Genomic DNA, 21,987 nt, shown 5'->3' with positions numbered 1-21,987 from the left:
CGATGGCAGCCGCGAAGGCAGGCTGGGACAAGCTGGCGACGGGAACCAGCCTCCTGAACGTCAACCAAATCCCTGTCGTACAAGGAGAGTTCGCAGACGCCATCAACGACCTGTTGGCGCAGGCGCGAACCTACCTCAGCGGTTTCTCCACAGCGGCAACGGAGATGAGCGCCGCCGCGTCTGAGTCCACCGACGAGGAGAGCAAGCTGGCGTCCGCGCCGACCGAGAGCCAGATCGAGATTCAGAAGGCGGAAATCAAGAGGGACTCGGACGCGGGGCGGGACTACAAGGACAAGGTCAAAGACCTGAACGCCGACATCGCCGAACGCAAGCGAGCGGTCGAGGAACTGGACGAAGCAGCGGGACAGTCCCAGTCCCAGCAGGAGTGCGTGGGTGTCCCCGAGGTTCCAGGGGCCGGCGAGGGCGGGGACGTGGAAAACCCCAGATCAGACGACGAGAAGGAGCGCAAGGAAAAGGACGAGGCGGGCGAGGGCGGAGACGAGTGGGGCGGCGGCGAAGGCGATCCTGTTGACCCCTCGACCGACCGCAAGCTCCCGCTGGTAGTTCCCAAGGAAACAGCGCCGCCAGTTTCCAGCGACGCAGTGGGGACAGGCTTGTCCTCCGACATCGCACCAACGCCAGCAGCCACACCGACGCCAACGGCACAATTCAGCCCGTCGTCGTACGGCACACCGCAGATGCCGCAGGTACAGCAGCCAATGATGGCAGCGTCCGCGTCCCCCACGCCAACCAGCTCCGCGCCGACCAACGCGTCACGGAATCCCATGCAGGGCGTCAGGGTCGATGACATCCGCAAGAAGCTCCGTGATGCCGAGCGGAAGAACGAGGACGCCGACTTCAAGAAGAGGGACGAGGACGGCGAAGTCACAGGTGCCGCCGTGATGGCGGTTGACCGAGGTACCAGCGTGGACGGAGTGAAGACAGCCGCAGCCACCACGGGCGCGGGCGTCAACGCTCCGACCAACGTGTCCAGCTCGAACACCAACCCCGCGAACAACCCAGGTCAGAACCCGAACAACCAGAACAATCAGCGGATGATGGGCGGGGGAATGATGGGCGCTCCTCCGATGGGCAGCGGCAGACACACCGCGCAGAAGAACAACGACCTCCGCGACAGCATCCTGGCGAGCGATCCACCGGATGGGCTGATGGACAGCCTGGACAGGTCAGTGGACGTTGGGCTCGTTGGGCGGCACTCAGCAGACAACCCGAGCAAGAAGTTGGCGGACGCATGACACGTCCCCACTGGCACAGTGACATCCCAGCGACCGCCGCCGACAATTAGAACAGGAGTTCGATATGGGCACGACGAGAAAACGGCACCTCACCGCCATGGCGGCAGTCCTGGCGGTTCTTGTCGTGCCCGCATGCTCCCGCGCGGTCGATGGGCGGAGCATCGCGTCCACTGCAACCACCAGCAGCAGCTCCACGACAACAACCACCAGGACGACTGTCGCACCGACGACCACCACCGCGCTGTCCATTGATGAGATCGTGGCGAACGCCGTGCGGGATACCCAGACCTACTGGGAGGTGCTGGGCGACGTGGACACAGAGTTCCGCGTGGAGGAGGTGTCGGGCGCTCTCCCCTGCAACAACAAAATCCACCGCAACGCGGTAATGCTCTACTGCGATGGCGTTCCTGGCGACAATGCGCTGCGATGGAATCGCGCTCTGACACAGACCTTCTACAACCAAGCAGGCGAGGAAGGCGTACGCATCGTTGTGTCCCACGAAGTCGCGCACGCCGCGCAGGATGCGGACGGACGAGATTACCCAAGCCGTGCAGCCAAAGAAGCCTCCGCCGACTGCGGTGCGGGGGCTTTTACCGCGTACACAGGAGCTGATAAGTCCGCTGTTGACGCCACCTTGGCGAGCCTCCCCGAGTGGTCAACCGACCGCCAGCCGCACTTCGACTACGGCTGGGGCAACCTCGTGGATCCCGCCGCGTGTCTGGACTACAACGGGTAGTCCGTGATGAAGTGGTGTCTCCCCGCAGCTCTGGCGCTGACCGTCGCCGTAGTGGCCGGCTGTTCAGCATCCATCGTGGGGACACCAGTTTCAGCATTCGACGTACCGGGCACGGTGGGCGGAATCCACATCGAAGCCACAACGTCAGGGCTACGGACGGATGCTCCACCACCGTCAATGACGGTCAAGGACACGGATAACAGCAGTACAGACAGCCTTGCCGCACAAGCACTCTCGGATGTCTTGGACTTCTGGGCGGTCACTCCCCTCCCTGGCGGGAAGCGATTCACCCCGCCGACGTTCGCCGCATCTTGGGACTCGACCACGGGCACCGCCGCGTACTGCGACCAGCAGGTGGGCGCAAACGCGGGCTACTGCACAGGCGACGAGTCCGTGGGATGGGACCGAGGGCACCTCCTGCCGATGTTTCAGCGGATCGGCGGAACCAACGCGATAACCCTGGTTATGGCGCACGAAGTGGGGCACCGCGTGCAGGCGCTAATCGGAGCCAATGGGATGCCCACGCTGGTTCGCGAGCAGCAGGCGGACTGCTACGCGGGTTCCTACTTGGCGTGGGTCGCGGAGGGGCGCAGCAAGCGGTTCACGTTGAGCGGTAACGGACTTGACGAGATGCTCGGCGCGGTCCTGGAGATGGGCGATGCCCCAACGCACGGCGGAGACCATGGGGGCAACTTGGAACGCGTGCGCGCCCTGCAAACGGGTTTCACCGGTGGGACTGGCACCTGCGCCGCCATCGACCAGCCCGCCGTCGAGGCGATGCGCGCGGGCATCCCCGACGCCTACCGTCACGAGCTGGAACACATCACCGAGGGGAACCTCCCAATCACGCTGCCGAACCTGCGCCGAGCCGCCGAATCGGTGTCCCAAGTGCTCGACATCCCGACCCCCGAGGTAAGGCTCAACGGGTGCGGTTCGATGGTGTCCAAGTCCCCCATCAGATTGTGCGACGACGGGACTGTCAGCGTTGACCTCCCCGAGGTGCAGCGGTTGGCTGAGGATCCCCAACCTGGTCGGAGCGGCGACGGGAGCGCCATCTCCCCTCTCATCGGCGCACTGATTCATGTGTGGGCGCGCCAAGGTGGAATCGAAGCCACCGCGCGGGTCACAGCGTGTGCCGTGGGAGCTGTCGCACGGACACTAGCGAAGCCCAGCAAGACCCGAGACATCGAACTCAGCGCGGGAGACCTGGACGAGATCGGCGTCGAGGTGATGTCCAGCGGGTTCGGCGCAGTACCCGCGGCCGGCGACACCATCCCTTCGCAGTTCGAGCGGGTTCGGCACTACCTACGAGGGGTCTACGACGTGGACAGCCCGCAGGACTGCGCCGGGTGAGCCGAAACCTGTCACAGCACGAGCCTGCCCCGCCACCGTGTGACGGGTTTCAGCCCGCCGAGGGAGACCACGGTGTGACGGGTTTCCAGCCCATCGCGTGACGGGTTTCAGCCGCCAAGGTAGCCACTGGAGCCCCGCTGGGCGACGGGCTGGTGCTCATCCCCTGACCAGCGAAGTTCCATGTCCCAAGAGCATGTGCCGACACACGCTCAGTCGCACGAAAACGCCTGCTACCGGCTAGAATAAGAAGCGCATTTCTCCTTGGTCAGAGCGGTGCGTGTGAGTCGGTGGGGTGGTGCCCATCAACAGGAAACCCCGTCCATCGTGGCGGGGTTTTCCTATGCCGCCTTCACGTATCGGAACACGGTTCGGCGGCTGATCCCGAACAGCGCCGCCAACTCCTGCACGGGCTCACCAGACCTGTAGAGACGGATAAGCCGATCCCGCTGGTCTGCTTGGAGCTTTGGCGGGCATGTGGCGGGAAGACCGCGTTCCGTCCGTGCCTGGCGGGACGCGGCGCGGCGCTCCTTGCCGAGTTCTAGTTCGAGTTCGGCGACGGTCGCCATGATCGACACAACCGCCCGACCCGTTGGCGTGCTGGTGTCCACCGATTCCCGAAGGCTCCGTAGGGCAATTCCCCGCTGCTCCAGGTCGTGCATCACCTGGGCGACTTCCCGAACAGACCTCCCGAGCCTATCGACGGCAATTACGACAAGAAGATCGCCGCTGCGGAGCCAACTCAGGCACTCCCGCCATCCCGGACGGTCTGAACCCGCCCGCCCCGATGCGGTGTCCTCGAACACACGGTCTGGTGAGATCCCCGCCGCTGCGATGGCGTCCGACTGCTGCATGGTGGTCTGCCCACTGGTGCTGACTCGTAGGTACGCCGCAATGCTCACGATGGTCTCCCCTCGGTGGTGTTGCTTTGAACGTAACTCCAGGGGGCGACAGAATGCGACACAGAATGTGGCACAGTGACAGGTCTCGGTGCCATATCTGAAGCGCGACATGGGCTTTCACACCGCGCAGGCACCCGCTGCGGGCATGTGCCAAGTGTGAAGACCTGTCACAGCTCCGCGCCTCGTCATGTCCCTACGAGACACTGGCGTTTCCGAGTTCCGGTGTCGCACACTCCAGTTCATGATTTTCACACCCGAGACCACCGACGAACTCACGCCGACCGACACGGGGGTCTGGTTGGTCACCACGAAGACGGCACAACAGGTTTGGGACTTGGACGATATGTGGTTCACGCGGCTGTCCTCCCCCGTGTCCACACCCATGTTGGGCGACGACGAGCGTCAGCCCATCTACAAGATCGGCGCGCTCCCGAAGATCGGGCGCGGGAGCTTGGTCTGGTTCGATGACCCTGTTGACCCGTTCGGCACAGCGCAATGGCGCATCTCATCGTTTGCGCGGCGCATCATGCGCCTCCCCGACCTGTCCGCCGTGGAGCAGCGCTTCGCGGCCGGCGAGTCCAGGGCAATCGACATTCAGCGTGGTTGGTATCCCCTGTTGGCTGACCTGGACGCCAAGCTGGCGGAGGCTGACCCGACCCTGCAGTACTCCCAGATCAAGGAGAAGGGCGGAGGTCTGCGGATCTACACCTACGGCGGCGACGACAAGACGGAAGCGCTGATCCGTGAAGCCGAGCGCATCTCCTGGCGTACCTGCGAGCGATGCGGGGACGCGGGAACTCTGCACGAGAGCCCCACCTGGTATCAGCGGACTCTCTGCCCGCCGTGTGCCGTGGTGCTCAACCACACCGAGGTCGAGCGGTGAGCGACTACCGAGCATCCGCGTTCATCAATCCCAACGCGGACGAGCACGGCACTCACTCTGTCATTTCCTATGTCACGTGGACGTGGCGTGACGGCACAGGTGCCAACGTCACCGGGGAGTTCTTTCGCGCGAAGAGTCCCCACGGTCCCATCACCCTTGGACATCTGGGGTTGCACGTCGCCGCCGCGTGCCTGGATCTCCCGCATGAGTGGTTCACCGACGAGTTCAGCGAGCACATCGCCGAACTGCTCACCCGAGCCATTGCGGTCGCTCCCTACGCCGAGGTGTCGTGTCCTCACGGAAAGCTGACCGTCGAGTTGATGTGCAACATCATGCCGCCGCACCGTGATAACGCCGCGTGAACACCGAGGAGTCCGACATGACGAACGAGACCCGCACTGTTGAGTGCCGCTGCGGCGAAACTGTGGAATTGCCCTCCGGTTGGGCGAACCAATGCGGGCGGTGCGGGACCGAATACAACGGTTCGGGGCAACGCCTGCGCGATGATTGGCGCGGCAACCCTTCCCTGTACGACGACGAGATAGGCGACTTGGAGGGGTACGAGATTCAGCACGCGGACGACTGGTGACATGGTTGCCGCGTTGGCTGCGTGGACTTGCCCGTAGGGATGTCTGCCGCGTGAGCGGCGGACATGATTACCGCAGTTCAGCAGGCTTCCCGACAGCGGTAACCTCAGCCCTTGAAAACCCCGACCCGCCTACCGTTGACGGTGCCCTCCGCCAACAACTCCCGCACGGAACGGATGGACGACGAACCATCCTTGTGGTGGATCTCCACGGTGTTGTCTGCGCGTAGCTCGTCCATCGGCGCGGCGATAACCCACCCACCGCTCAGGTCCGCCACCCAGCGGGCGGGCTGCCCTTGCGCCACGGCAAGGACGTGTTCGGCTTCCCATTGCGCCAGGTTGGGAGCGCCTGCGGCGGTGAGGGTTTCGACCGCAGCGGCGCGAACACGGTTTGTCGCACGCGCCCGCTTGGCTTCCGGTGTGGTGAGCTTGCCAGCGATGCGCCCACCGAACGGCACATCAGCATCGGCGGGGATGCGGTGTCCGCTGGGCGGTATGGGCTTGGATTCGTCGTACACGGGGCTGAGCCGTGGTTTCCGTGCCTTGCGTGGTTTAGGTGTCTGAGCTGGACTTATCATGTCCTTTGCTTCCGCTGTCGCATCGGACTCTGCGGGCTGCTGACCCATCAACTGTGCCCGATGCGCGAGCAACAACTGCGCGGCGCTACGCCCTTGCGGGTCGGTCTGCGCTGCGCGTTCGAACTCCTCCAACGTCGGGATGTCGTCGCGTTCCGTGATGGGCACCGATGCTTTGGTCACCTCCTTCAGCCCATCCCGCAACGCCGCGATGTTCTCGGGGTCGGCGTCGGCGGATGCGCCGTCCAGGGCGGCTTGGATACGCGCCGCGATGTGCTCGTCCGACTCCCCGTTCGCGCGGGCATTGGCGATGAGATCCTGCACCTGCGAGTTGGCCGGCTCGGGCTTCCGCGTGGACTTCCGCTTCGGCTTGGCGGTCAGCTTGTCCACCCGCGCCTGTAGAAGGTCGATGGTCTCCGCAGATGCATTCGCACGCTGAGCCATCTGGAGCTTCGCGCGGGCTTCGGTCAGCGCCTTGGACTCCTTCTTCGGCGGCGAAACTACCTCTGAACTGGACAAATCATGTCCTTCGCTCTCACTCGCTCCATCCCTTCGGGCATGTCCCGCGACAACCCCACGGGCATCAGCCATCCGCTTCGCCGTCGCCGTCGCGGCAACCTGCTTCATCAGCGTGCGGTCGTCCAGCGACGGGTCAAGACCCCAGCTCAGCAGCACCTCGGCGCGGCGGCGATCCTTGGCTGTCTGCACCACCTGCTCCATCAGCGTGCGGTCGTCCAACGATGGGTCTAGTCCCATTGACACCAGGACATGGGCTCGGCGGGCAACACGGACATCCGCAAGCTCTGCCTCCAACACTTTGCGCTCGGCGGCGGATCCTCGGTCGGGCAACCCGTCCAGTCGCGCCACAAGCAAGTCGCGGCGGTCGTCCAGTCCCAGCCTGCCGATGTTGGCGACGAACTCCAAGGCTTCCGCCTCCTGCCGCCGCTGAATCGCCCGATACCGCGTCGCTGCCGCACGGTTGTCGGCTCGCTTGTGCGCCACCGCTACCGCCAGTTGGCGGCGCTCCTCACGGTTGCGTGGATAGGGACGCGTCCCACCGCTGCACGGACACCTGCGCCCGCCGTCCGCTTTGCTCTTGCACATACCACAATTCTACGCTTTACCAGCGCTTATCATGTCCCAGCGCAACGTGTCGCGCCCTGCCGCACGCCTATTGCTGGAAACTCACGGCTGGTGTCCGTCGCATGGGCACGGGCAATGACCTAGTAGTCATCCCCCGCCAGCACCTGCCAAACGGAATCGCTCACCGTCCCCCACCACCCGACGCGCGCCAACGCGCCGGCAATCATCCGAAGCGGGTCGTCCGGTGGGTCGAGCGCTCCAAGGATGCGCACGGCTTCAAGCATGTCCGCGTCCCCGTCCCATTCACCATGCTGTGGGTCTTCGCCGTGGACGTAGGTGAAGTAACACGTCCGCAGCCCATCGCTCAGGGTCGCGCTCAGGACAACCGTCTGTCCCGCTTGTGGTTCGTCGGAATAACACCCTGGCGGTTGGCGGGACACTTCCCACACGGCGGGAGCGGGTTCGTCGTGGTCGTAGATGTGCTGATGCCCAACAGGCGTGACGAGCCACGGAGGGTCGCTCGGATCTTGGTAGTAGGTGCCCGCGAAGGGATTATCGACGTAACGGAGCGGGTCGACCTCGTCGTCCCGCTCGTCGTCGTCGCGGTCTTGGTGGTCACCGGTGGAAGTCCAGACCGCAGCGTCATTCCACGAGTATGGATCGTCGGCGGGGCTGTACGGCTCCCCTTCGTCAAGCGCCTGGTCGATGAGCGCGATGATGTCGTTGTCCACGGCCGGATCGCCCTATTCCTGAGGCGGTTTCACAGCGGCGCGGACAGCTTCCAACTCATCGTGGCTGATGTACTTCTGGTAGTACGCAAGCGGAAGTTGGTCCCAAGTCCCCATCAGCCGCTCTTCAACCGGATACGGCTCGTATTGAGGGAAGGTGTACTCCATCGCGCTCAGCGCGGAGACCAGCTCGGCGCGGTCAGACCTGCTGACGTAGGCGCGGAGGATCAGCTCCTCAGGCGTGGTGTCGGCGTTCGTCTTCACACGCCACGCTTCGATTTTCGCTAGCCGTGCCACAGCGCGCTCCATGCGTTCGTCGGAGGTCATGGTTTGTCCTCCTTGTTCAGCAGCGCGGTGATGGTCTCGCTCACCATGCCGTCCTCCCCAACCACAGCGGCAATCGCGACGGCGATGGCTTGCATGCTCAGGTCTACGCCGCGCAGGGAGTCGGCGGCGCGTATCAAGTCCCAGTCGCCAGACCAGTTGCCACGGTCCCAACAGACCGTGCGCCCATCAGCGGTCTGTCCGGTGAAAACGCACGGGTAGCGGGCGGGGTCGGTGGTGATCATGGGCTGATCCTCTCTCCAGCCGCAGACAGGATGCCAGCCATCGGCGGGGACGTGATGTTTGCTGGATCAGGTGTTCGAGTGTCGCCTGAAAAGTCACACAGAAGTCACACCAGGTTGGTAACTGGTGAATCGCACTGATACACGACCGAACGTGTGACCTGCATGTTTACCGAGACCACACTTCACAAAGCCGCAGGTGGACTTTGCTCACCTGCCTCCGGAGCAGAAGGCCGCAGGTTCGAATCCTGCCGGGGGCACCACCAGAAACACCCTCCGACCAGCGTCGGAGGGTGTTTCTTTCGCCCGGATCGCCGTGGCGACGGTGCGCTCGAGCCGAACCCCGGTCGCCGAGGTGCGCTTCGTGTTGTTCGACGACGCCGCCCACCGGGCCTTCGAGTCCGCGCTGGGCTGAGGCGGGCCCGCAGCCGGGCTCAGTGCTTGAAGGCGTCCTTCACCTTCTCGCCGGCGTCCTTGAGGTCCGCCTTGGCCTGATCGGCCTTGCCCTCGTTCTTCTTTTGGTCGTCGTCGGTCAGGTTGCCCGCGGCCTCCTTGGCCTTGCCGGCGGCATCGTCAATGGCGTTCTTGATCTTGTCTGTTGCACTCATGCCAGCCAGGATGGCCAATTCCCGGGGAAGCCAAACATCCGCTGACCCGATCTGGGCTGTGATGCCGGCAACACCGGCGCGCCCCCGCGCCTGCGGAACGGGGACGTTCGGCCCTACCCGGGTGCGGCCGCCGAAATTAGCGTGGACGGCGTGCCCGGCACCTCGCCGGGCCCGCAGCTGCCGATGAACGGAGCCCGCCATGTCCGCGCCCGACGCCACCGATCCCGCCGTCGCCTACACCGCCGAGCACCGCGCCATCGACGCCGAGATCGAACGCTTCCTGGACGCCCCCGACGACGGGGCCGCGCTGCGGACCGCCCTGGACACCCTGCGCAGGCACATCTACCTGGAGGAGAAGTTCATGTTCCCGCCGCTGCGCGCCGCGGGCCTGATGATGCCGATCATGGTGATGATCCGCGAACACGGCGAACTGTGGCGCGCGATGGACGCCATCGAGGCCGGCGATCCCGACCCGGCGGCCTGCCGCGAACTGCTCCGGATGCTCGCCGTGCACAACGACAAGGAAGAGCCGATCGTCTATCCGCAGGCCACCGAACTCGACTGCGCCGCCGATCTCACCGAGCTGCTGACCGAGGCCGCCATGCCCGACGGCTGGGTGTGCGCCGCGGCGTGACCCGCGGCGCCCCGGTCAGTTCCCCGAGCCCGGGTGGAACCGCCGCACTCGGCGCAGCGTGTTCTGGTCGGTGTGGTGCATGTCCTGCCCGATGGCGGCCAGCCGCAACAGCAGATCCGAGGTGTAGCTGAAGGTTTCGTCGTCGATGATGGTGAAGGTGCTGGTGAACGCCCGGATCTCGGCGCGCTGCATCAGGTAGCGGTTCTGCAGGACGCCGTACGACGGGTCGCCGGGGGTGGCGTCGAAATGCAGCACCCGGTCTCCGGGCTGGGCGCTGCTGCCCGCCAGGATCGCGATGCCGCGGCCGAAGACCACGTTCCGGATGATCTGGCCGTTGGCCTTGTCCCACAACAGGAATCCGATCTCGTCGTGGAACGGGTCCATCGCCTCCTCGCCGTGGCGCCAGGCGGTCATCTTGTAGTTCAGGCCCCACAGCACCTGCTGGCCGTTCTCCTGCACCGGAATCGGCGTGAAGGTGGCCTTTTCGAAGTAGGACGTGGGGCCGGTGACGTCGTCGTCGTTGTGGTAGGACAGGTCGATTCCGACGTCGCCCTCCCAGTCGCCGACCAGCGGGGTCAACGGACCGAGCTTCTGCGGTCCCCGGATATCGGCGATGTCGATGGTCGGCTCACTGATCGATGTGCTCATTGACTGCTCCACTCGTCGGGCCGAACCCGATGACCAGACCCGGCCCCCAAGGCTGGTTCGGCACCTCAAGTGTTGCATAGAGCAAGACATTTGGTAAGGCGGTTTGCCCAGGTCCGCAGCGCGCGGGGCACCACGTTCAGAGCAGCAGGCGATGCGCGCCGTCGGCCGGGGCGCCCGGATCGAGCAATTCGTGCAACCGGTCCAGGGTGGCCGCGCACTCCCGGCGCCGCTGCGGGTCCAGTTGTCCCAGCGCCTTGGTCAGCTCACGCCGGCGCCGATCGGTCACCTGCCGCACCGCCCGTCGCCCGGCGGGCGTCAGCGCAAGGGTCACCACGCTGCGATTGTGCGGATCGGCACCGCGCTGCAGCAGACCCGACTTGTGCAACCGGTCGGCCAGCCGGGTGACCGAGGAGCCGGCCACGCCCAGCGCCCGGGCGCATTGCGTCGAGCTCACGGTGCCCAACTCGTACAGCACCAGCAGCAGCCGGAACTGGGGCAGCGACAGCTCCGAGCGCTCGACGCTGCGCAGCGCCAGGCCGACCAGATCGCGGGTAGCGGCCTCGAACGCCCGCAACTCGTCGGCCGAGGGCCCGGTGACGCCGTCACTTCCCACCGGGTGAGTATCCCTCGAGAAGCCCGGCCTCACCCCGGCGGCCACACCCCGGTGAGCCCGAGTTCACCGCGGCGATACGCGCGGCGCCCGGCACCGCAACACGGCCTTCCTAACTTGGCCGCAGCGACGGACACCCCGTCGGGACGGGAGCACACCGCGATGACGCGATCGCACACGATCACCGACTGGGATCCGGAAGACCGGGTGCAGTGGGCCGGCGGCGGCGAACGGATCGCCAAACGAAACCTGCTGTGGTCCGTCGTCGCCGAACACGTCGGGTTTTCGGTGTGGTCACTGTGGTCGGTGATGGTGCTGTTCATGCCCGAGTCGGTCTACGGCATCTCCGCCGCCGACAAGTTCCTCATCGCGGCGACCGCCACGCTGGTCGGTGCCTGCCTGCGGCTGCCCTACACCCTGGCCACCGCCCGGTTCGGTGGCCGGAATTGGACGATCTTCTCGGCCTTCGTGCTGGCGGTGCCGGTGCTGGCGACCATCGTGATCCTGGCCAACCCGGGCCAGCCGCTCTGGGTGTACCTGGCCTGCGCGGCACTGACCGGCTTCGGCGGCGGGAACTTCGCGTCGTCGATGACCAACATCAATGCGTTTTTCCCCCAGCGGCTCAAGGGCTGGGCGCTGGGCCTCAATGCCGGCGGCGGGAACATCGGCGTTCCCGTCGTTCAGCTGGTGGGGCTGCTGGTTATCGCCACCGCGGGTAACCGGCAGCCTCACTGGGTCTGCGCGGTCTATCTGGTGCTGCTGGCCGTGGCCGGGATCGGCGCGGCGCTGTTCATGGACAACCTGCGGGTCCCGACCGTCGACATGACCGCGATGCGGGCCGCGCTGCGGCACCGGCACACCTGGATCGTCTCACTGCTCTACATCGGCACGTTCGGCTCGTTCATCGGCTTCTCCTTCGCCTTCGGGCAGGTGATGGCGGCCAGCTACCGGGCAGCCGGCCAGAGCGCCGCCGACGCCGCGCTGCACGCCGCGCAGATCGCGTTTCTGGGGCCGCTGCTGGGGTCGATCGCTCGGGTCTACGGGGGGCGGTTGGCCGACCGGTTCGACGAGCGGTGTAGTTCCGCGAGGAAGAGGCCGGTCGCAGCAGGCACCGACCGGTTCGACGAGCGGTGTACTTCCGCGACGAAGAGGCCGGTCGCAGCAGGCACCGACCGGTTCGACGAGCGGTGTAGTTCCGCGAGGAAGAGGCCGGTCGCAGCAGGCACCGACCGGTTCGACGAGCGGTGTACTTCCGCGAGGAAGAGGCCGGTCGCAGCAGGCACCGACCGGTTCGACGAGCGGTGTAGTTCCGCGAGGAAGAGGCCGGTCGCAGAGGGCACCGACCGGTTCGACGGCGGCGGGGCGGTGACGATGTACGCGTTCGTGGGCATGATCGGCGGCGCCGGGGTGCTGATCGCCACCGATCTGCTCTCCCCCACCGGCGTGCCCTCGGGCCCCGCGCTGGCCGGCTACGTCGCCGGGTTCGTGCTGCTGTTCCTGCTCAGCGGGATCGGCAACGGGTCGGTCTACAAGATGATCCCGTCCATCTTCGAGGCCGCCGCGCGCGGTCTGAACGCCGACGAGGCCACCCGCACGCACTATTCGCGCGCGATGTCGGGTGCGGTGATCGGCATCGCCGGGGCGGTCGGCGGGCTCGGCGGCGTCGGCATCAACCTGATGCTGCGGGCCTCCTATCAGGCCACCGGCGGCGCGACGATCGCGTTCTGTGTGTTCGGCCTCTGCTACGCGCTGGCCGCGGCGCTGACCTGGCGGGTCTACGTCCGGGTGCCCGCCCCGGCCACCTCCGCCATGCCGATTCCGGCCCGGCATGACACGCTGGTGGGCGTGCTGACCGTCGACCGCCTGCCCGCCCGAGGTACCAGTTGACCCCGGCCGACCCACTGCTCGGCTTCACCGTCGCGATCACCGCGGCGCGCCGGGCCGACGAATTCGCCACGCTGCTGATCCGGCGGGGCGCATCCGTCGTCGCCACGCCCGCGATCAGCATGATCCCGCTGGCCGACGACGCCCGGCTGCGCGAGGCGACCGACGCCGTCATCGCCGACCCGCCCGACCTGCTGATCGCCACCACCGGGATCGGCTTTCGCGGCTGGGTGGAGGCGGCCGAGGGCTGGGGTCTGGCCGAGCCGCTGCTGGATGCGCTGCGCGGCGCCCGGGTGCTGTCCCGCGGCCCCAAGCCGACCGGCGCGCTGCGGGCCGCCGGCCTGCGCGAGGAATGGTCGCCGGCCTCGGAATCCTCCCCCGAGTTGCTCGCCCACTTGCAGCGCGAGGACCTGACCGGCGCGCGGATCGTCGTGCAGTTGCACGGGGCTCCGGAGGCCTGGGATCCCCACCCCGGATTCGTGGCGGGGCTCACCGCGCTCGGCGCGCAGGTCCTCGGGGTGCCGGTGTATCGGTGGGAGCGGCCCGCCGACACCACCGAGCTGGACCGGATGATCGAGGACATCGCGCTCGCCCGCGTCGACGCGGTGACCTTCACCGCGGCCCCGGCAGTCGCGTCGGTACTGGCCCGGGCCCGGGAACTGCGGCTGTACGACGGGCTGCGCGCCGCACTGGCCGGCCCGGTCGTGCCGTTCTGCGTCGGTCCGGTCACCGCGGGCCCGCTGGAGCAGATCGGCATCGACCCCGTCGTCCCGGACCGGATGCGCCTCGGTGCGCTGGCCCGCTGCGTGGAACAGCGGCTGCCGGAACTGCGCCCGGACCTGCCGGTCGCCGGGCACCGGCTGGGGCTGCGCGCCACCGGCGCGGTGGTCGACGGCGAGTGGCGTGAACTGACGCCCACCTCGCTGGTGCTGCTGCGACTGTTGGCCCGCGAGCCCGGGACGGTCGTCGGCCGCGACGAGCTGCTGGCCGCGCTCGGCGGGGCCGACCCGCACGCGGTGGAGGCGGCGGTCGCCCGGTTGCGAAACAGCTTGGGCCACAAGGAGATCGTGGCCACCGTGGTGAAACGCGGATATCGGCTGGCGCTGGACGAGCGGGCCTGATGGGCACCCTGCTGGTGGCACACGGCACCGCCAACCCGCACGGGGTGGCGATGATCGGCGAGCTGGCGGCCCGGATGTCGGCGCGGCTGCGCGAACCGGTCCGCACCGCGTTCCTCGACGTGCTCGGCCCCGGCCCGGCCGAGGTGCTGGCGTCGATTCCCGACGAGCCGACGGTGGTGGTGCCGGCGTTCCTGACCGCCGGCTATCACGTCCGCGCCGACCTGCCGGCGCGCATCGCCGAATCGGGGCATCGCCGGGTCACCGTCACCCCGGCGCTGGGTCCCTCCCCGGAGCTGGCGCGGGCGCTGCTCGGGCGGATCGCCGAGGCCGGCTGGCGGCACGGCGACGCGGTGGTGCTGGCGGTCGCCGGCACCCGCGACCGCCAGGCCCAGTCCGCGCTGCGCAGCACCGCGGCGACGCTGTCGGCGCTGGCCGGGCGGCGGGTGCCGATCGGGTTCGCCGCACCGTCGCAGGACGGGCACGGCTACCCTTTGGTCGGCGAGGTGGTGGACCGGGTGCGCGCCGACGGCGCCGACCGGGTCGTCATCGCCTCATTTCTGCTGGCCGAGGGGTTGTTCCAGCAGCGGCTGCGCGAATCCGGGGCGGACGCGGTCGCCGAACCGCTCGGACTGCACCCGTCGGTCATCCGGCTGGCCTGCCTGCGCCGGTCGCACGCCCTGGAATCGGTGCGATCCGGGCGCCGCTCAGCAGCCCTGCGGGCGCGGCCGGTAGCCGAACCGCACCTCCGGTGAGTTCGCCACGAACACCGTGCCGTCCAGGGTGATCCGGGTGGCGTACACCGGCACGCACACCCCGTCGGCGTCCAGGCAGCGGCCGTCGAGCAGCGAATAGGCCTGCTTCTTCAGCGGCGAGACGACGACCGGGAACCCGCCCCGGTCACCGACGATGCCGCGGGAAAGCACCGCGGCCCGCCCGATCGGGTCGATGTTGCCGACCGCCTTGATCCGGCCGTCGGCCAGCCGGAACAGCGCGGCCTGGGCGCCGTCGGGCAGCAGCACCGCCACCCCGCGCAGCGGCTCCAGCCGGTCCATCGGGCAGGCCGGGGTCCAGTCCCTGGTCCAGCGGTGCAGGTCGAATGCCACGGTCATCGGTTCAGTCCCTTCTCCCGGTGCGCACGGCCGGGGTGCCGATCAGCACCGGCACCTTGCGGCCGTTCTTCTCCCCGAAGGACACCGTCGGATCCGGCGCCCCCGGGGCGTTGACGAAGGACACGAACCGGGCCAGCTTGTCCGGGTCCTCCAGCACGCCCTTCCATTCGCACGCGTAGCCGTCGACGTGCCGGGCGACGGCCTCCTCGAAGTCGGCGGCCAGGCCCAGCGCGTCGTCGATGACCACCTCCCGCAGCCGGTCCATGCCGAGGTCCTCAACCCAGCCGGCGGTGCGCTGCAGCCGGTCGGCGGTGCGGATGTAATACATCAGGAAGCGGTCGATGTAGCGGATCAGCGTCGCCCGGTCCAGGTCGGCGGCCAGCAGCTGCGCGTGCCGCGGGGTCATCCCGCCGTTGCCGCCGACATAGAGGTTCCAGCCGGTTTCGGTGGCGATGACACCGACGTCCTTGCCGCGGGCCTCGGCGCATTCGCGGGCACAGCCCGAGACACCCATCTTGATCTTGTGCGGCGAGCGCAGCCCGCGGTAACGCAGCTCCAGGTCGATGGCCAGCTGCACCGAGTCCTGCTGGCCGTACCGGCACCAGTCCGAACCCACGCAGCTCTTCACCGTGCGCAGCGACTTGCCGTAGGCCTGACCGGATTCCATCCCGGCATCGACCAGCCGGCGCCAGATCAGCGGCAGCTGATCGACGGTGGCGCCGAACATGTCGATGCGCTGGCCACCGGTGATCTTGGTGTACAGGCCGAAGTCCCGGGCGATTTCGCCGATCACGATGAGCTGCTCGGCGGTGACGTCGCCGCCGGGCATCCGCGGCACCACCGAGTAGGTGCCGTTGCGCTGGATGTTGGCCAGGAAATGGTCGTTGGAGTCCTGCAGCGAGGCCTGCTCGCCGTCGAGGATGTGATCGGAGCTGGTCGAGGCCAGGATGGAGGCGACGGTCGGTTTGCAGATGTCGCAGCCGGTGCCGGTGCCGAACCGAGCGATCAGCGCCGAGAAGGTGCGCAGCCCGCTGGCCTGGATGAGCTCGAACAGCTCGGCGCGGGACTGACCGAAGTGCTCGCACAACGCCTTTGACACGCTGACGCCCTCGGCCTGCAGCAGCTGGGACAACAGCGGGACGCAGGAGCCGCACGCGGTGCCCGCCCCGGTGCAGCTCTTGAGTTCGGCCACCGTGCAGGACCCGTCGGCGATCGCCGCGCACAAGGTGGCCTTGGTGACGTCGTTGCACGAGCAGATCTGCGCCTCGGGCGGCAGCGCGCCGACCCCGATCGTTGCGCCGCCGGCGCCGGCCGGCGCGATCAGCGAGACCGGGTCGCCGGGCAGCGAGGATCCGACCAGCGGCCGCAGCACCCCGTATTGGGAGGCGTCGCCGACCAGGATGCCGCCGAGCAGCGTCGCGGCGTCGTCGGAGAGCACCAGTTTGGCGTAGCTGCCGCCGATCGGGTCGGAGACCACGACGTCCAGCGCGCCGGGGGTCTGTCCCATCGCGTCGCCGAAGCTGGCCACGTCGACGCCGAGCAGCTTGAGTTTGGTGGACAGGTCTGCGCCGGGGAACTCCGCGTCGCCGCCGAGCAGCCGGTCGGCGAGCACCTCGGCGGTGGAGTAGCCGGGGCCGACCAGCCCGTAGCAGCGGCCCTCGATCGCGGCCACCTCCCCGATCGCGAAGATCGCCGGATCGCTGGTGCCGCAGCGCAGGTCGGTGAGGACCCCGCCGCGTTCGGCGAGTTGCAGTCCGGCCGCGCCGGCCAGTTCGTCGCGGGGCCGGACCCCGGCGGCGAACACCAGCACCGCGGCGTCGAGCACCGCGTCGTCGGCGAGGGTGACCGCCACGCCGGTGTCGGCGGCGTTGCGGGCCACCGCGGTGACCCCGGAGGACAGCGTGACGTCGATGCCCAGCGCGGTGATCATCCGGACCAGGTGTTCCCCGCCGCCGGTGTCGACCTGGCGCGGCATCAGCCGTGGGTTGCGCTCGACCACGTGCGGGCGCAGGCCCAGGGTGCGCAGCGCGTTGGCGGCCTCCAGGCCGAGCAGCCCGCCGCCGAGCACCACACCGACCGCGCCGGGGTCGGCGGCCAGCGCCGCCTCGGCGTCGGCCCGAATGGCATCAAGGTCGTCGAGGGTGCGGTAGACGTGGCAGCCGCGGGTGTCGTGGCCGGGGATCGGCGGGACGACGGCGTCGGATCCGGTGGCCAGCACCAGCGCGTCGTAACGCTGTTCGCCGCGTTCGGTGAGCACCTGCCGTCCGGCGGCGTCGATGCCGGTGACCCGGGTGCCGGTGTGCAACCGCACCTGCTGGTCGCCGGCGTAGTCGTTGCCCGGCAACGCCAGCGTGCTCCGGTCCCAGTCGCCGACGTAGGCCGACAAGCCGACCCGGTCGTAGGCCGGGTCGGGTTCCTCGCCGAAGATCACGATCTGCCAGTCGCCGGCGGTGTCGCGGGCCCGCAGCGCCTCGACGAAGCGATGTCCGACCATGCCGTGCCCAATCACCACCGCGGTCCGCTGGTTTCTCATCGTCGGTTCCTCCTCACCCGGTCACCCGGCGTCGTGACCGACGTTGCCAGCGCGGTGTTGCCCGGACTGGGCCGCGGTATTGCGCCGCCGTCACGTCTTTCTCACCGCGGGCGCCGCGCCGCGGTGAGGCTCGGTGCGCCCGGGTTCAGTGGACGTCGTTCAGTAGACGTCGTTCAGTAGACGTCACGGGCGTAGCGGCCCTCGGCGGCCAGCGCGGAGACGTACGCGTCGGCGCTGCGCGGCGCCATCTGGCCGTGCTCGGCGACGATGCCGCGCAGCGCCTCGTCGACGTCGCGGGCCATCCGGGCGGCGTCGCCGCAGACGTACAGGTGCGCGCCGCGGCGGATCCAGGCCCAGAGCTCGCCGGCGTGTTCGCGCATCCGGTCCTGCACGTAGACCTTGGCCGCGCCGTCCCGGGAGAACGCGGTGTCCAGCCGGGTCAGCACCCCGTTGGCCTGCAGTTTCTCCAGTTCCTCGCGGTAGTAGAAGTCGCAGGCCCGGTGCTGCTCACCGAACAGCAGCCAGTTGTCGCCGCGGTGGCCGCGCCCGGCCCGGTCGTAGAGGAATCCGCGGAACGGCGCGATGCCGGTACCCGGGCCGATCATCACCGCCGGGACGTCGGCGTCCTCGGGCGGCAGGAACGTGCGGGTGGGCTGGACGAACACCTCGACCTCGGCGCCGGCGGGCAGGCCGGCCAGGTACGACGAGCACACCCCGGCCCGCCGGGTGCCGGCACCGGAGGCTGCGGCGCCGGGAGAGCTGAATCCCACCACCGAGACCGTCACCGACACCCGGTCGGGGTGCTCGTGGGGGCTGGAGCTGATCGAGTACAGCCGGGGGGTCAGCGGGCGCAGCAGCTCGCGCCACTGCTCGGGGGCTGCCTCGACCGGATGGGCGGCCAGCAGGTCACCGAGTTGCCGGCCCCAGCTCCAGTCGGCGAACCGGGTCGGGTCCTCGATCACCGCCCGCAGCTCCCCGGGATTGGCGGTGCGCTCGGCGACGAAGCGCAGCAGCGCCGGGGTGATCCGGGTCAGGTCCATCCGGTCCAGGCCCGGTTCGACCGGCAGCCCGGTGCGCGCACACCACTCCTGCACGACGGCTGCGGCGTTGCGCGGCCAGATCCCCAGCGCATCCCCGGCCCGGTAGCGCAGCTGGTCGGCCGGCAGCGCAAGGGTGAAGCGCCGCACGTCCTTTGCCGATCCCTGCCCCGACAGTCGCTCGGCCTCCAGCAGCCGGGTGCGCAGCGGGTTGGTGCGGGTGTACACCTGCGGGCCGGCGCCCAGCGGCGGAGTCGCCAGGGTCGTCCGGGTGGCCGGGGCCGGCGCGTCCCCGGAGCCCAGCGCCTCGATCACCGCGGCCAGCCACCCCGCGGCGACCTCGGCGTAGTCGGGCTCGCAGGACGCCCGGGCCGCGATCCGGTGGGCGCCAAGGTGTTCCAGCCGGGCGTCGAGCTTGCGGGCGAACCCGCAGAAGTCCGCGTAGGCCGGGTCGCCGAAGCCCAGCACCGCGAAGTCCAGGGCGTCCAGGTCGCCGGGCGCGACGGCGGCCAGCGCGTCCCACAGCGCCACCCCGTTGTCCGGCGGGTCGCCGTCGCCGGTGGTGGCGACCAGGAACACCACGGTGCCGGTGAGGTCGGCGGGTGAGAGTTGTTCGGCGCCGACCACGGCGGCGGTCAGGCCCGCGGCGCCCAGGGCCGCCGCGCAGTCGGCGGCGTAGCCCTGCGCGGTGCCGGTCTGCGAGGCCCACACCACGGTGACGCACCGGGCGTCGTCGCCGGTCGCGGCCGCCGCACCGTCGCCGAACACGCCGGCCAGCACGCCGGCCAGCCAGGCCCGGGCGATCGGGGTCAGCGGCGCGGATTCCGGCACGCTGGGGATGCCCGCGGGTGCCGCGGCGCTCCAGCCCGCAAGCAGCCCGCCGAGGTAGCCGGCGGCTTCGGCGGACAGTTCCCCGGGTCCGGCCGCATAGGGCCCGAGCGCCACGGCCAGCGGCCCGGCCGCCGCGAGCACGGGTGCCGCGGGTGCGGCGACCGGTACCGGGGTCAGCGCCACCGCGCAGGCCTTGAACTCCGGTTGCAGCGATTCGGGGTCGACGGCGTCGCTGGTCACCGCGTTGATCGCGATGCCGTCGCCGAACGCGTCGGCGAAGTGCATCGGCGCGAAGCACACCCCGGGGCGCACCGCGTCGTCGATGTCGACCGGCACGGTGGCCGAGCCGCGGCGGCTGGTCAGCCGGACCTGTTGTCCGGCAACCAGTCCCCAGCGCTTCGCATCCTCGGGGTGGACCTGCAGCAGCGGCGCGGGGTTGAGCCGGTTGAGCTTGTCGACCCGGCCGGTCTTGGTCATGGTGTGCCACTGGTGGGCCAGCCGGCCGGTGGTCAGCAGCATCGGGTAGTCGTCGTCGGGCAGCTCGGCCGGCGGCAGATAGGGCCGGGGCAGGAACCGGGCCTTGCCGGACGCGGTGGCGAACCGCAGGCCGCGCGCGGCTCCGGGCTCCGGCGGGCACAGGTAGCGGATCGGGTTGCGGTCCGCCGCCCCGGGCGGCGCCGGCCACTGCACCGGGCCGCGGGCCAGCCGGTCGTGGTCGACGCCGCGCAGATCCCACCCGGTGCGCGGATTGTCGAACCGGGTCAGCTCGGCGAACACCGCTGCGGCGTCCGGGAAGTCGAAGTCCTCGCGGTGGCCGAGCTCGGCGGCGATCAGGCAGATCAGCTGCCAGTCCGGCAGCGCGTCCCCCGGCGGGGCCAGCGCCGGAGTGCAGCGGGTCAGGGTGCGCTCGGAGTTGACCATCACCCCGTCGGCCTCGGCCCACAACGCGGCGGGCAGCAGCACATCGGCGTAGCGGGCGGTCTCCGCACCGGCGAACGCCTCCTGCACGATCACCAGCTCGGCGGCCTCCAGCGCGTCGATCACGGTGCCGCGGTTGGCCATCGACGCGACCGGGTTGGTGCAGATGATCCAGGCCGCCTTGATGCTGCCCGCAGCCATCTCCTCGTACATTGCCACGGTGCCGGCGCCGGCCTCGGCGCGCAGCGTGCCCTCGGGCAGCCCCCAGAGCGTCTCGACGTGCGCGCGGTCGTCGTCCTCCAGCGCGCTGCGCTGACCGGGCAGACCCGGGCCCAGATAGCCCATCTCCCGGCCGCCCATCGCGTTGGGCTGCCCGGTCAACGAGAACGGCCCCGACCCGGTGCGGCAGATCGCCCCGGTGGCCAGGTGCAGGTTGCACAGCGCGATGGTGTTCCAGGTGCCGTGGGTGGACTGGTTGAGCCCCATCGTCCACAGGCTGGTCCAGTTCCGGGCGCCGGCGATCAGCTCGGCGACAGCCGAAATATCCTGCGCGGCAAGCCCGGTCAGCTCGGCGACCCGGTCCAGCGGATAGTCGGCCAGCAGCGCGGGCATGGCGTCCCAGCCCTCGGTGTGCGCGGCGATGAAGTCGCGGTCCAGGGCGTCGCGGTCGTACAGCAGCGCGAGCAGGCCATTGAGCAGCGCCAGGTCGGTGCCGGGCCGGATCGGCAGGTGCAGGTCGGCCTTGGCCGCGGTGGCGGTGCGCCGCGGGTCCACCACGATCAGCTTCGCGCCGGCCTTGACCCGATCCATCATCCGCAGGAACAGGATCGGGTGGCAGTCGGCCATGTTCGCGCCGATCACCAGGAACACGTCGGCGTGGTCGAGGTCGTCGTAGCTGCCGGGCGGGCCGTCGGCGCCGAGGGACTGCTTGTAGCCGGTGCCGGCGCTGGCCATGCACAGCCGCGAGTTGGATTCCACCCACTTGGTGCCCAGGTAGCCCTTGGCGAGCTTGGTGGCCAGGTACTGCGCCTCCAGGCTCAGCTGCCCGGACAGGTACACCGCGATCGCGTCGGGGCCGTGCTCGTCGCGGATGGCCCGCAGCCGGGCCCCGGCCGCGGCGATCGCGTCGGCCAGTGCGACGGGCACCCGGTCGGCCGCCCGGGAGTCGCGCAGCTCGGCCCGGGCCTGCCGGCCGCCGGCGTTGAGCAGCTCGGCGGTGGTGGCGCCCTTGGTGCACAGCCGGCCCCGGTTGGCCGGGTGGTCGGCGCGGCCGGTGGACGCGGTCACCGCGCCGTCGCGCACCTGCAGGGTCAGGCCGCAGCCCACCCCGCAGTACCCGCACACCGTGTCGACGTCCATGCCTCCACGGTGCGCAGCGGCTGTTTCGCG

The 21,987-nt window shown here is 69.1% G+C and carries 21 protein-coding genes; 10 read left to right on the top strand and 11 right to left on the bottom strand.

Going from position 1 to position 21,987, the window contains the following annotated elements; translation table 11 throughout:
• Positions 1-2: 2 nt before the first annotated feature.
• From G6N10_RS19785 to G6N10_RS19775, 3 genes are all read left to right on the top strand, one after another.
• Entirely contained in the window at positions 3-1,256 is a 1,254-nt protein-coding gene (locus tag G6N10_RS19785) for a hypothetical protein (protein ID WP_133055165.1), read from the top strand.
• Positions 1,257-1,320: 64 nt separating this feature from the next.
• The gene (locus G6N10_RS19780) at positions 1,321-1,992 is read left to right on the top strand and encodes a hypothetical protein (protein WP_085098090.1); all 672 of its coding nucleotides are present in this window, start codon (positions 1,321-1,323) and stop codon (positions 1,990-1,992) included.
• 177 nt (positions 1,993-2,169) lie between these two features.
• Positions 2,170-3,345, top strand: a complete 1,176-nt coding sequence (locus G6N10_RS19775) for a neutral zinc metallopeptidase (RefSeq protein ID WP_163742610.1) — start codon at positions 2,170-2,172, stop codon at positions 3,343-3,345.
• Between the two features lie 338 nt (positions 3,346-3,683).
• Here G6N10_RS19775 and G6N10_RS19770 read toward each other — a convergent pair whose 3' ends face one another.
• Positions 3,684-4,244, bottom strand: a complete 561-nt coding sequence (locus G6N10_RS19770; protein WP_234810610.1) for a recombinase family protein — start codon at positions 4,242-4,244, stop codon at positions 3,684-3,686.
• 241 nt (positions 4,245-4,485) lie between these two features.
• Between G6N10_RS19770 and G6N10_RS19765 the strand changes: the two genes are divergently transcribed.
• The 3 genes from G6N10_RS19765 to G6N10_RS19755 are packed head-to-tail and all read left to right on the top strand — an operon-like array spanning position 4,486 to position 5,716.
• On the top strand, positions 4,486-5,127 hold the full coding sequence (locus G6N10_RS19765; protein WP_085098081.1) for a hypothetical protein: 642 nt from the start codon (positions 4,486-4,488) through the stop codon (positions 5,125-5,127).
• Entirely contained in the window at positions 5,124-5,489 is a 366-nt protein-coding gene (locus G6N10_RS19760; RefSeq protein ID WP_133055164.1) for a hypothetical protein, read from the top strand. The genes G6N10_RS19765 and G6N10_RS19760 overlap by 4 nt, the downstream gene beginning before the upstream one ends.
• 17 nt (positions 5,490-5,506) lie before the next feature.
• Positions 5,507-5,716, top strand: coding sequence for a hypothetical protein (locus G6N10_RS19755; RefSeq protein ID WP_133055163.1), 210 nt, complete (start codon positions 5,507-5,509; stop codon positions 5,714-5,716).
• 104 nt (positions 5,717-5,820) lie between these two features.
• Here G6N10_RS19755 and G6N10_RS19750 read toward each other — a convergent pair whose 3' ends face one another.
• From G6N10_RS19750 to G6N10_RS19725, 5 genes are all read right to left on the bottom strand, one after another.
• Positions 5,821-7,392, bottom strand: a complete 1,572-nt coding sequence (locus G6N10_RS19750) for a hypothetical protein (RefSeq protein WP_133055162.1) — start codon at positions 7,390-7,392, stop codon at positions 5,821-5,823.
• A gap of 119 nt (positions 7,393-7,511) precedes the next feature.
• On the bottom strand, positions 7,512-8,102 hold the full coding sequence (locus G6N10_RS19745) for a hypothetical protein (RefSeq protein ID WP_085098071.1): 591 nt from the start codon (positions 8,100-8,102) through the stop codon (positions 7,512-7,514).
• A gap of 12 nt (positions 8,103-8,114) precedes the next feature.
• Positions 8,115-8,426: a hypothetical protein gene (locus G6N10_RS19740; protein WP_133055161.1), complete on the bottom strand. Its 312-nt coding sequence runs from the start codon at positions 8,424-8,426 to the stop codon at positions 8,115-8,117.
• A complete protein-coding gene (locus G6N10_RS19735; protein WP_085098065.1) occupies positions 8,423-8,668 on the bottom strand; it encodes a hypothetical protein in 246 nt (81 codons plus the stop codon). The genes G6N10_RS19740 and G6N10_RS19735 overlap by 4 nt, the downstream gene beginning before the upstream one ends.
• Before the next feature lie 431 nt (positions 8,669-9,099).
• Positions 9,100-9,273, bottom strand: coding sequence for a CsbD family protein (locus tag G6N10_RS19725; protein ID WP_085098062.1), 174 nt, complete (start codon positions 9,271-9,273; stop codon positions 9,100-9,102).
• Positions 9,274-9,472: 199 nt separating this feature from the next.
• On the opposite strand from G6N10_RS19725, the gene G6N10_RS19720 reads away from it, so the two are divergent.
• Complete coding sequence (locus tag G6N10_RS19720) at positions 9,473-9,907, top strand: hemerythrin domain-containing protein (protein ID WP_085098059.1); 435 nt, start codon at positions 9,473-9,475, stop codon at positions 9,905-9,907.
• 15 nt (positions 9,908-9,922) lie between these two features.
• Here the strand turns inward: G6N10_RS19720 and G6N10_RS19715 are convergent, their stop codons facing one another.
• Complete coding sequence (locus G6N10_RS19715) at positions 9,923-10,555, bottom strand: heme-binding beta-barrel domain-containing protein (protein WP_085098056.1); 633 nt, start codon at positions 10,553-10,555, stop codon at positions 9,923-9,925.
• Between the two features lie 136 nt (positions 10,556-10,691).
• Positions 10,692-11,168 carry a MarR family winged helix-turn-helix transcriptional regulator gene (locus G6N10_RS19710; RefSeq protein WP_109750561.1) on the bottom strand — a complete coding sequence of 159 codons (477 nt, stop codon included), beginning with the start codon at positions 11,166-11,168 and terminating at the stop codon, positions 10,692-10,694.
• Between the two features lie 159 nt (positions 11,169-11,327).
• On the opposite strand from G6N10_RS19710, the gene G6N10_RS20545 reads away from it, so the two are divergent.
• The 3 genes from G6N10_RS20545 to G6N10_RS19690 are packed head-to-tail and all read left to right on the top strand — an operon-like array spanning position 11,328 to position 14,922.
• A complete protein-coding gene (locus G6N10_RS20545; protein ID WP_244960459.1) occupies positions 11,328-13,052 on the top strand; it encodes an MFS transporter in 1,725 nt (574 codons plus the stop codon).
• Positions 13,049-14,170, top strand: a complete 1,122-nt coding sequence (locus tag G6N10_RS19695; protein WP_085098053.1) for a uroporphyrinogen-III synthase — start codon at positions 13,049-13,051, stop codon at positions 14,168-14,170. The genes G6N10_RS20545 and G6N10_RS19695 overlap by 4 nt, the downstream gene beginning before the upstream one ends.
• Positions 14,170-14,922: a sirohydrochlorin chelatase gene (locus tag G6N10_RS19690; RefSeq protein WP_085098049.1), complete on the top strand. Its 753-nt coding sequence runs from the start codon at positions 14,170-14,172 to the stop codon at positions 14,920-14,922. Before G6N10_RS19695 ends, G6N10_RS19690 begins: the two co-directional genes overlap by 1 nt.
• Here G6N10_RS19690 and nirD read toward each other — a convergent pair.
• From nirD to G6N10_RS19675, 3 genes are all read right to left on the bottom strand, one after another.
• Positions 14,875-15,279, bottom strand: a complete 405-nt coding sequence (gene nirD / locus G6N10_RS19685) for a nitrite reductase small subunit NirD (protein ID WP_085098046.1) — start codon at positions 15,277-15,279, stop codon at positions 14,875-14,877. The genes G6N10_RS19690 and nirD overlap by 48 nt on opposite strands.
• A gap of 4 nt (positions 15,280-15,283) precedes the next feature.
• Positions 15,284-17,812 (bottom strand): nitrite reductase large subunit NirB, encoded by a 2,529-nt coding sequence (gene nirB / locus G6N10_RS19680; RefSeq protein WP_085098043.1) that lies wholly within the window; start codon positions 17,810-17,812, stop codon positions 15,284-15,286.
• Between the two features lie 173 nt (positions 17,813-17,985).
• On the bottom strand, positions 17,986-21,957 hold the full coding sequence (locus G6N10_RS19675; protein WP_085098040.1) for a bifunctional nitrate reductase/sulfite reductase flavoprotein subunit alpha: 3,972 nt from the start codon (positions 21,955-21,957) through the stop codon (positions 17,986-17,988).
• Positions 21,958-21,987 lie beyond the last annotated feature (30 nt).

This window comes from Mycolicibacterium fallax (genome assembly GCF_010726955.1).
Classification (GTDB): Bacteria; Actinomycetota; Actinomycetes; order Mycobacteriales; family Mycobacteriaceae; genus Mycobacterium; species Mycobacterium fallax.
Note: the sequence above shows the minus strand (reverse complement) of the source record. Positions and strands in the feature narration are given on the sequence as shown.

Bases quoted from the DNA above. Each gene is read 5' to 3' on its own strand.
- G6N10_RS19785 (WP_133055165.1), top strand. From the start codon at position 3: ATGGCAGCCGCGAAGGCAGGCTGGGACAAGCTGGCGACGGGAACCAGC.
- G6N10_RS19780 (WP_085098090.1), top strand. From the start codon at position 1,321: ATGGGCACGACGAGAAAACGGCACCTCACCGCCATGGCGGCAGTCCTG.
- G6N10_RS19775 (WP_163742610.1), top strand. From the start codon at position 2,170: ATGACGGTCAAGGACACGGATAACAGCAGTACAGACAGCCTTGCCGCA.
- G6N10_RS19765 (WP_085098081.1), top strand. From the start codon at position 4,486: ATGATTTTCACACCCGAGACCACCGACGAACTCACGCCGACCGACACG.
- G6N10_RS19755 (WP_133055163.1), top strand. From the start codon at position 5,507: ATGACGAACGAGACCCGCACTGTTGAGTGCCGCTGCGGCGAAACTGTG.
- G6N10_RS19750 (WP_133055162.1), bottom strand. From the start codon at position 7,392: ATGTGCAAGAGCAAAGCGGACGGCGGGCGCAGGTGTCCGTGCAGCGGT.
- G6N10_RS19740 (WP_133055161.1), bottom strand. From the start codon at position 8,426: ATGACCTCCGACGAACGCATGGAGCGCGCTGTGGCACGGCTAGCGAAA.
- G6N10_RS19735 (WP_085098065.1), bottom strand. From the start codon at position 8,668: ATGATCACCACCGACCCCGCCCGCTACCCGTGCGTTTTCACCGGACAG.
- G6N10_RS19725 (WP_085098062.1), bottom strand. From the start codon at position 9,273: ATGAGTGCAACAGACAAGATCAAGAACGCCATTGACGATGCCGCCGGC.
- G6N10_RS19720 (WP_085098059.1), top strand. From the start codon at position 9,473: ATGTCCGCGCCCGACGCCACCGATCCCGCCGTCGCCTACACCGCCGAG.
- G6N10_RS19715 (WP_085098056.1), bottom strand. From the start codon at position 10,555: ATGAGCACATCGATCAGTGAGCCGACCATCGACATCGCCGATATCCGG.
- G6N10_RS20545 (WP_244960459.1), top strand. From the start codon at position 11,328: ATGACGCGATCGCACACGATCACCGACTGGGATCCGGAAGACCGGGTG.
- G6N10_RS19690 (WP_085098049.1), top strand. From the start codon at position 14,170: ATGGGCACCCTGCTGGTGGCACACGGCACCGCCAACCCGCACGGGGTG.
- nirD (WP_085098046.1), bottom strand. From the start codon at position 15,279: ATGACCGTGGCATTCGACCTGCACCGCTGGACCAGGGACTGGACCCCG.
- nirB (WP_085098043.1), bottom strand. From the start codon at position 17,812: ATGAGAAACCAGCGGACCGCGGTGGTGATTGGGCACGGCATGGTCGGA.
- G6N10_RS19675 (WP_085098040.1), bottom strand. From the start codon at position 21,957: ATGGACGTCGACACGGTGTGCGGGTACTGCGGGGTGGGCTGCGGCCTG.